At 58.0% G+C, this 8,402-nt stretch carries 7 protein-coding genes and 1 pseudogene; 1 reads left to right on the forward strand and 7 read right to left on the reverse strand.

What is annotated here, in order from left to right; translation table 11 throughout:
- Positions 1 to 3: 3 nt before the first annotated feature.
- The 7 genes from ihfA to thrS all read right to left on the reverse strand — a co-directional run bounded on the left by ihfA (position 4) and on the right by thrS (position 7,130).
- Positions 4 to 300 (reverse strand): integration host factor subunit alpha, encoded by a 297-nt coding sequence (gene ihfA / locus AB5Y70_RS12655; protein ID WP_005300715.1) that lies wholly within the window; start codon positions 298 to 300, stop codon positions 4 to 6.
- Positions 301 to 303: 3 nt separating this feature from the next.
- Positions 304 to 2,691 carry a phenylalanine--tRNA ligase subunit beta gene (gene pheT, locus AB5Y70_RS12660; protein ID WP_010674798.1) on the reverse strand — a complete coding sequence of 796 codons (2,388 nt, stop codon included), beginning with the start codon at positions 2,689 to 2,691 and terminating at the stop codon, positions 304 to 306.
- Between the two features lie 12 nt (positions 2,692 to 2,703).
- On the reverse strand, positions 2,704 to 3,687 hold the full coding sequence (gene pheS, locus AB5Y70_RS12665) for a phenylalanine--tRNA ligase subunit alpha (protein WP_010674799.1): 984 nt from the start codon (positions 3,685 to 3,687) through the stop codon (positions 2,704 to 2,706).
- A 306-nt stretch (positions 3,688 to 3,993) separates the two neighbouring features.
- The gene (rplT, locus tag AB5Y70_RS12670; protein ID WP_010674800.1) at positions 3,994 to 4,350 is read right to left on the reverse strand and encodes a 50S ribosomal protein L20; all 357 of its coding nucleotides are present in this window, start codon (positions 4,348 to 4,350) and stop codon (positions 3,994 to 3,996) included.
- Between the two features lie 15 nt (positions 4,351 to 4,365).
- Positions 4,366 to 4,563 (reverse strand): 50S ribosomal protein L35, encoded by a 198-nt coding sequence (gene rpmI / locus AB5Y70_RS12675; protein WP_005300673.1) that lies wholly within the window; start codon positions 4,561 to 4,563, stop codon positions 4,366 to 4,368.
- Positions 4,564 to 4,649: 86 nt separating this feature from the next.
- Positions 4,650 to 5,180, reverse strand: coding sequence for a translation initiation factor IF-3 (gene infC / locus AB5Y70_RS12680; protein ID WP_185219337.1), 531 nt, complete (start codon positions 5,178 to 5,180; stop codon positions 4,650 to 4,652).
- 21 nt (positions 5,181 to 5,201) lie between these two features.
- Positions 5,202 to 7,130 (reverse strand): threonine--tRNA ligase, encoded by a 1,929-nt coding sequence (thrS, locus tag AB5Y70_RS12685; protein ID WP_010674801.1) that lies wholly within the window; start codon positions 7,128 to 7,130, stop codon positions 5,202 to 5,204.
- Between the two features lie 299 nt (positions 7,131 to 7,429).
- On the opposite strand from thrS, the pseudogene AB5Y70_RS12690 reads away from it, so the two are divergent.
- Positions 7,430 to 8,346, forward strand: a pseudogene (locus tag AB5Y70_RS12690) (IS5-like element ISAs13 family transposase).
- The last annotated feature ends 56 nt before the right edge of the window (positions 8,347 to 8,402 follow it).

Consider the following 8,402-nt stretch of genomic DNA (forward strand, 5'->3'; position numbering starts at 1 on the left):
TTGTCACTCGTTGGGTTCAACATTTTCTACCCTGGCCTTGAGCTTCTGGCCGGGCCGGAAGGTCACCACACGACGGGCGCTGATGGGAATATCCTCCCCCGTCTTGGGGTTGCGTCCGGGACGCTGGTTCTTCTCGCGAAGATCGAAGTTACCGAAGCCGGAAATCTTGACCTGTTCGCCACGCTCGAGCGCCTGTCTGATCTCCTCAAAGAAGGCTTCCACCATATCTTTGGCTTCACGCTTGCTCATCCCGAGCTGGGTGAACAGGTGCTCTGCAATGTCGGCTTTGGTAAGCGCCATAGATCAATCCCTCAAGGATGCATTCAACTCTTCACCGAGGGCCCGCACGACATTGTCCACGGTCTCGGCGATCTCTTTCTCCTCCAGGGTGCGCTGGGTGTCTTGCAACACCAGGCTGATGGCCAGGCTCTTCTTGTCCTCTGCCATACCAGCGCCCTGGTATACGTCGAACAAGTTTATTCCAACTAACTGATTTCCGCCAACTTTTTTAATTACTGCCAGAACGTCGCCTGCCAGGATCTGTCTGTCAACCACCACGGCGATGTCGCGACGGTTGGCCGGGAACTTGGATACTTCGGCAGCAACCGGCACCTTGGCCGGCGTCAGTTTGTCCAGCTCCAGCTCGAACATGACAGCGCGGCTCTTGAGCCCCAGCTTCTTCTCGAGGCTCGGATGGATCACGCCGATGTGGCCGATCACGACGCCATTGCGCAGAATGGCTGCGCTCTGGCCCGGATGCAGGGCACTGTGCTCGGTGCGCTCGAAGGTGAAGGTAGCCCCTTCTGCAGTCAGATCCAGCACCGCTTCCAGGTCACCCTTCAGATCGAAGAAGTCGACGGGACGGGCCTTGACATCCCAGTGCTCGTCCCCCTGGTTACCGGTGATGATGCCGGCCAGCATAGGCTCCTGACGGATGCCGTTCTCGGCATTCTCGTCCTTGATGAAACGCAGGCCCTGCTCGAACAGGCGCACGCGCGGCTGCTGACGGTTCTGGTTGTAGACCACCGCCTGCACCAGACCCGGGAACAGAGAGACGCGCATGGCGGACATCTCGACGGAGATCGGGTTCGGCAACACGATGGCATCGCTCTGCGGGAACAGGGTCTGCTGAGCCTTGGGATCGACAAAGCTGTAGGTGATCGCTTCCTGGAAACCGCGGTCAACCAGCAGGTCGCGCACCCGCTTCAGGGTCACCTGCCCTTCAGCCTGCTCCACCATCGCGAGGGAGGCGGCGGGTTTGAGGTTCGGGATGTTGTTGTAGCCGTAGATGCGGGCAACTTCCTCGATGAGGTCTTCCTCGATGGCAATGTCGAAACGCCAGGAGGGAGCCAGCGCGGTCCAGCCGTCAGTATCCACGGTTACCTGCATGCCCAGACGAGTCAGAATTTCGACCACCTGCGCATCCGCCACGCTGATGCCGATCACCTTGTCGAGCTTGGTGCGACGCAGCTTGATGGGGGCAGCCTTGGGCAGATGGGTATCGGATTTGACTTCGATGACCGGACCCGCTTCACCACCGCAGATGTCCAGCAGCAGACGGGTGGCACGATCCATCACCTTGGCCTGCAGCTCGGGATCCACCCCGCGCTCGAAGCGGTGGGAAGAATCGGTATGCAGACCGTAGGCACGGGCACGGCCGGTGATGGAGAGCGGCGCGAAGAAGGCGCACTCCAGCAGGATGTCGGTGGTGGTCTCGGAGACACCGGTGCGATCGCCGCCGAAGATGCCGGCCATGCAGGCAGGGCCTTTGGCGTCGGCAATCACGAGCGTGGTCTCTTTGAGCTTCACCTCGTTGCCATCGAGCAGAGTCATGGGCTCGTCGGCACGGGCGCGGCGCACCACCAGTTCCCCTTCAAGCGTCGCCAGGTCGAAGGCGTGCATCGGCTGGCCGTATTCCAGCAGCAGGTAGTTGGTGATGTCGACGATGGCGTCGATGGAGCGGATGCCGCCACGGCGCAGCTTCTCCTGCATCCAGAGCGGGCTCTGGGCGTGCAGGTTCAGCCCCTTGATGACACGACCGAGATAACGGGGGCAATCCGCCGGCGCTTCAACCCGGATCGGGAAGGTGGCATCACAGGTGGCAGCAGCCGGCGCCCAGGTCGGCTCGACCACGTCCACGCTGTTGAGCACGCCGATTTCACGGGCCAGACCCGCGATGCCGAGGCAATCGGCACGGTTCGGGGTCAGATCCACATCGATGCTGACGTCGTTGAGCGCGAGGTATTCACGGATATCGGTCCCGATGGGGGCATCCAGCGGCAGCTCGATGATGCCATCGGCTTCGACGTCGATGCCCAGCTCGCTGAAGGAGCAGAGCATGCCGTGGGACGGCTGGCCGCGCAGCTTGGCTTTCTTGATGGTGAAATCACCCGGCAGGGTCGCCCCGACCTTGGCCACGCACACTTTGAGGCCGGCGCGGCAGTTCGGCGCACCGCAGACGATGTCCAGCAGCTCAGCCTCGCCCACATTGACCTTGGTCACCCGCAGCTTGTCCGCGTCCGGGTGCTGGGCGCACTCGACCACTTCACCCACGACCACATTGTTGAACTGGCCGGCCACCGCTTCCACGGCGTCCACTTCCAGACCGGCCATGGTGATCTGCTCGGCCAGTGCATTGTCACTCAACTCGGTGCGGACCCACTCCATCACCCAGGATTTACTGAATTTCATGTTCTCTCGCCCTTACTTGAACTGCTTGAGGAAGCGCAGGTCGTTTTCGAAGAAGGCACGCAGGTCGTTGACCCCGTAACGCAGCATGGTCAGGCGCTCAACGCCCATGCCGAAGGCAAAGCCGGAGTATTTTTCCGGATCGATGCCGACCGAACGCAGCACGTTCGGGTGCACCATGCCGCAGCCCAGCACTTCCAGCCACTTGCCGTTCTTGCCCATCACGTCCACTTCGGCGCTCGGCTCGGTGAACGGGAAATAGGAAGGACGGAAGCGAATGGTCAAGTCTTCCTCGAAGTAGTTGCGCAGGAAGTCGTGCAGGATGCCTTTCAGCTCGGTGAAGCTGGCATGCTCGTCGACCAGCAGGCCTTCGACCTGGTGGAACATCGGGGTGTGGGTCATGTCGTAGTCGTTACGATAGACGCGGCCCGGCGCGATGATGCGGATCGGCGGCTGCTGATGTTCCATGGTGCGGATCTGCACACCGGAAGTGTGGGTACGCAGCATCAGATCAGGATTGAAGTAGAAGGTGTCGTGATCGGTACGCGCCGGGTGGTGAGCCGGGATATTCAGCGCATCGAAGTTGTGGAAGCCATCTTCAATCTCGGGACCACGGGCAACCTTGAAGCCCATATCGCCAAACAGGCGCTCGATGCGCTCGATGGTACGGGTCACCGGGTGCAGACCGCCATTCTCGATGCGGCGGCCCGGCAGGCTAACGTCGATGGTCTCGGCGGCCAGCTTCTGGTTCAGCACGGCGACTTCGAGGGCTTCACGACGCGCGTTCAGGGCATCCTGAACCTGCTGTTTGGCCTGGTTGATCACGGCGCCCGCGGCGGGACGCTCTTCAGCGGACAGGGCGCCCAGGCCCTTCATCTGCTCGGTAAAAAAGCCCTTTTTACCCAGATATTTGACCCGGATTTCGTCGAGGGCGGCGATGTCGCTTACGCCCTCAATTTCGGCCTTGGCCTGGCCTACTACTTCTTCAAGCTGTTGCATGTCTTCCTCGTCACCACTCCCGGAACAGGAGCCTTTAGGCTAAATAAGGTCAAGAGGGGAATAATACAAAAAAAGCCCCTTGGCTGACCATAGTTATGACGGGCTTTTCTCCCTGCAAATCATTTTGTTATATGGAGAAAGCCACAAGCCAGGTGCAACAGGATTGAAACAAGCATCGTTTGCTCTAGTTTGTTGGCATATGGAAGGATAAAGCATTCATGAACGTGGCATGCTACCTACCAACGCTCAAAAATGAGCAACAAAAAAGGAGGCCTAAGCCTCCTTTATTTTTATAACAGAGCTGGATTAGACCAGAGCTGCTTTAGCTTTTTCAACCAGGGCGGTGAAAGCCAGCTTGTCGTGAACGGCGATATCGGACAGGATCTTGCGATCGATCTCGATGGAAGCCTTCTTCAGACCGTCGATCAGACGGCTGTAGGACAGGCCGTTCTGACGGGCTGCAGCGTTGATACGCGCAATCCACAGTTGACGGAACTGACGCTTCTTCTGGCGACGGTCACGGTAGGCATACTGACCAGCTTTGGTTACCGCCTGTACCGCTACGCGGTAGACACGGGAACGGGCGCCGTAGTAACCCTTGGCGGCTTTCATTACTTTCTTGTGACGAGCGCGAGCGGTCACACCACGTTTAACTCTTGGCATTTTTCACATCCCCCCTTATGCGTACGGCAGACAAGCGACAACACGTTTGTGGTCGGCAGCGGAAACAAAGAACTTCGGTCCCAGCTGACGCTTACGCTTGCTGCTCTTCTTGGTCAGGATGTGACGCAGGTGGTTGTGCTTGCACTTGAAGCGACCTGAGCCAGTCTTCTTGAAGCGCTTTGCCGCGCCCCGGTTGGTTTTCATCTTCGGCATTTCATACTCCGCATTGTGAGTGACAACAAAATCGCAAGGCGAACCGACTCATGGGGCCAGCCTCATGAGTCAATTTCTTGTGGGCCTTAAGATTTCTTCTTGGGTGCGAGGACCATCACAGCTTGACGGCCTTCGACTTTCGGGAACGATTCGACTACGGCCAGCTCTTCCAGATCGTTCTTGACGCGCTCGAGAACCTTGATACCAAGATCCTGGTGGGCCATTTCACGACCACGGAAGCGCAGGGTGACCTTTGCCTTGTCCCCGTCTTCCAGAAAGCGAACCAGGTTGCGTAGTTTTACCTGATAGTCGCCTTCGTCGGTGCCAGGACGGAATTTGATTTCCTTAACCTGGACGACTTTCTGCTTTTTCTTCTGTTCTTTGGTGGTCTTGCTCTTTTCGTAGAGGAATTTGCCGTAATCCATGATCCGGCAAACGGGCGGCTCAGCGTTCGGACTGATCTCGACCAGATCCACTCCTGCCTCAAGGGCCAAGTTCAGCGCATCCTGAATGGAGGTGATGCCAATGGCTTCACCATCCAGACCAGTCAGACGAACTTCTTTCAGACGGATCTCTTCATTGATCCGGTGAGCGCGGGCTTGCGGTTGCTTGCCCAGTTTTTTTCCGCCTTTTATAGCTTATTCCTCCACTTTCTTTTGTCCGCGGGTCTGAACTTCCTGGGTCAACAGAGCAATCAGCTCTTCAACAGGATAAGAGCCCAGGTCAGCCCCTTTACGAGTACGCACTGCAATCTTGCCGGCTTCTACTTCTTTGTCGCCGCAGACCAGCATGAAAGGTACCCGTTTCAAAGTATGCTCGCGGATTTTAAAGCCAATTTTCTCATTTCTCAAGTCCGCTTTTGCGCGAAGGCCCGCATCATTCAATGCCTTGGCAACTTTCACCGCATAATCGGCCTGGTTATCCGTGATATTCATGACCACGGCCTGGGTCGGAGCCAGCCAGGTCGGGAACAGACCGGCGTACTCTTCCGTCAGGATCCCGATGAAGCGCTCCAGCGAGCCCAGAATGGCGCGGTGGATCATCACGGGGATGTGACGCTCGTTGTCTTCGCCCACATAGGTGGCGCCAAGACGGCCCGGCAGGGCAAAGTCGAGCTGCACGGTACCACACTGCCAGGCACGATCAAGGCAATCGTGCAGGGTAAACTCGATCTTGGGACCGTAGAAAGCCCCCTCGCCCGGTTGCAGGTCGTACTTCAGGCCGTTGAGTTCCAGCGCCTCGGCCAGCGCAGCCTCGGCACGATCCCAGGCTTCATCAGAGCCGATACGCTGCTCCGGACGGGTCGAGAGCTTCACCACGATGTTTTCGAAACCGAAGGTGCCGTAGACGTCATAGACCATGCGGATGCACGCAGACACCTCTTCCATGATCTGCTCTTCGGTACAGAAGATGTGGGCGTCATCCTGGGTGAAACCCCGTACCCGCATCAGGCCGTGCAGGGAGCCTGACGGCTCGTTGCGGTGGCAGGAGCCGAACTCGGCCATGCGCAGCGGCAGATCGCGGTAGGATTTCAGACCCTGGTTGAAAATCTGCACGTGACCCGGGCAGTTCATCGGCTTGATGGCGTACTCGCGGTTTTCGGACTGGGTGGTGAACATGGCCTGGGCGTATTTTTCCCAGTGACCTGAACGCTCCCACAGCACGCGATCCATCATGAAGGGGCCTTTCACTTCCTGATAGTCGTACTCTTTGAGCTTGCCACGGATGAAGGTTTCCAGCTCGCGGAAAATGGTCCAGCCATCGTTGTGCCAGAACACCATGCCCGGCGCTTCTTCCTGCATGTGGTACAGGTCGAGCTGCTTGCCGATCTTGCGGTGGTCGCGCTTGGCGGCCTCTTCCAGACGCTGCAAATAGGCCTTGAGCTGCTTCTTGTCGGCCCAGGCGGTGCCGTAGATGCGCTGCAGCATCTTGTTGTTGGAGTCGCCGCGCCAGTATGCGCCGGACATCTTCTGCAACTTGAAGTGGTGGCAATGACGCATGTTGGGCACGTGCGGGCCGCGACACATGTCGATGTACTCTTCGTGATGATACAGACCGGGCTGGTCATCACGGGCAATGTTCTGATCCAGGATCTCGACCTTGTAGGTCTCGCCACGGGCTTCGAACACGTCGCGCGCTTCCTGCCAGGAGACCTTCTTCTTGATGACGTCGTAATCCTTGGCGGCCAGCGCCAGCATGCGCTCTTCCAGGGCAGCCAGATCTTCGTCGGTCAGGGTGCGGTCGAGATCGATGTCGTAGTAGAAACCGTTGTCGATGACGGGACCGATGGCCATCTTGGTCTGGGGCCAGAGTTGCTTGATGGCATGACCCAGCAGGTGAGCACAGGAGTGGCGCAGAATGTCCAGACCTTCTTCGTCTTTGGCGGTGATGATGGCCAGGGAGGCATCGGCTTCGATCAGCTCGCAGGCATCCACCAGTTCACCGTTTACCCGACCGGCAATGCACGCCTTGGCGAGACCGGGACCGATGTCCGCGGCCACATCCATGACGGAAACGGCGTGGGCAAATTGACGTTGGCTGCCGTCAGGCAGAGTAATGATTGGCATTAGGTGTTTCCTTATACAGTGGTGACCCCTACCAAAGGCCACATGCAGGTTGGAGAAACCCTTTCATGTCCAGCTGTTCACTCCCGAGTTTCACCGTTCACAATACGGTTGGTACACGGCAGTGGCACACCATATGGCGTGTGCAAGGCCATCCATTGAGAGGTACAGCGGGGGATTGTATCAGACGCGACAACCCAGACAAGCTGTCTTGGGCGTTGTTGCCCAAATCGATGCAGCTTGAATGGAACTAACTGAGGACTTGGTGATCTGATCACCACCATCTCCTTCAAGTCTGCATCATGAGCACGTCGCTTCACCCCATCACCAACTGGCCTACATACAACAAATCTTTGATTAACCGTGGTTCACTCACCTTCTGGGTTGATGCCGAGGCCATGAACAACTGCTTTCACCACGGCCATCATGGGCGGCGGGGCCGCAGCCAACTATACACTGACCAGACCATCTGCACCTTCCTGATGCTCAAGGGGATTTTCAACCTCACTCTGCGGGCACCCAGGGACTACTCGACTCCCTGTTCGAGTTGATGAACGTACCGCTTTGTGCCCCCGATTACAGCTGTGTCAGCAAGCGAGCACGCACGGTGGCGGTGGCTTATCGACAGCCCTCTAAGGGGCGCATCACTGACTTGGTTATCGATTCGACGGGCCTGAAGGTATTTGGTGAAGGCGAGTGGAAGGTCAGAAAACACGGCGCCGAGAAGCGGCGAGTGTGGCGCAAGTTGCATCTGGCGGTAGACCCGGTGACCCACGATATCGTGGCGGCGGAAGTCTCGCTGGAAAATGTCCATGATGCCGAGGTGTTGCCGACCTTGCTCAACCCACTGCGGCGCAAGCTGGGACGTGTTTATGCGGATGGCGCCTATGACAGCAAAGCCAGCCATCAGCTAATCTCGCGCAAAGGGGCGACAGCCTGTATCCCGCCTCGCAAGAACGCTGGGCTATGGGAAAAAGGACATCCAAGAAATGAGGCTGTGCTGGTGATGCGCAAGGAAGGGCTGGCGCACTGGAAGAAGATATCGGGGTATCACCGTCGCTCGCTGGCGGAAACGGCGATGTATCGGTTCAAGCAGTTGCTGGCGGGGAGAATCAGTCTGCGTAACTACAATGGCCAAGTGGGAGAAGTCATGGCGTATGTCAGTGCCATAAACAAACTGAATACCCTTGGTCTGCCTGTCAGAAAGCCCCGAGTGTAACGGTCACTTGGGGCTGGGGCAGTTGTGGCTTGATGGTTGATTTGGGAAACAGCGCC

Origin of the sequence: Aeromonas sp. s1(2024) (assembly GCF_040908005.1) — a bacterium.
Classification (GTDB): domain Bacteria; phylum Pseudomonadota; class Gammaproteobacteria; order Enterobacterales; family Aeromonadaceae; genus Aeromonas; species Aeromonas caviae.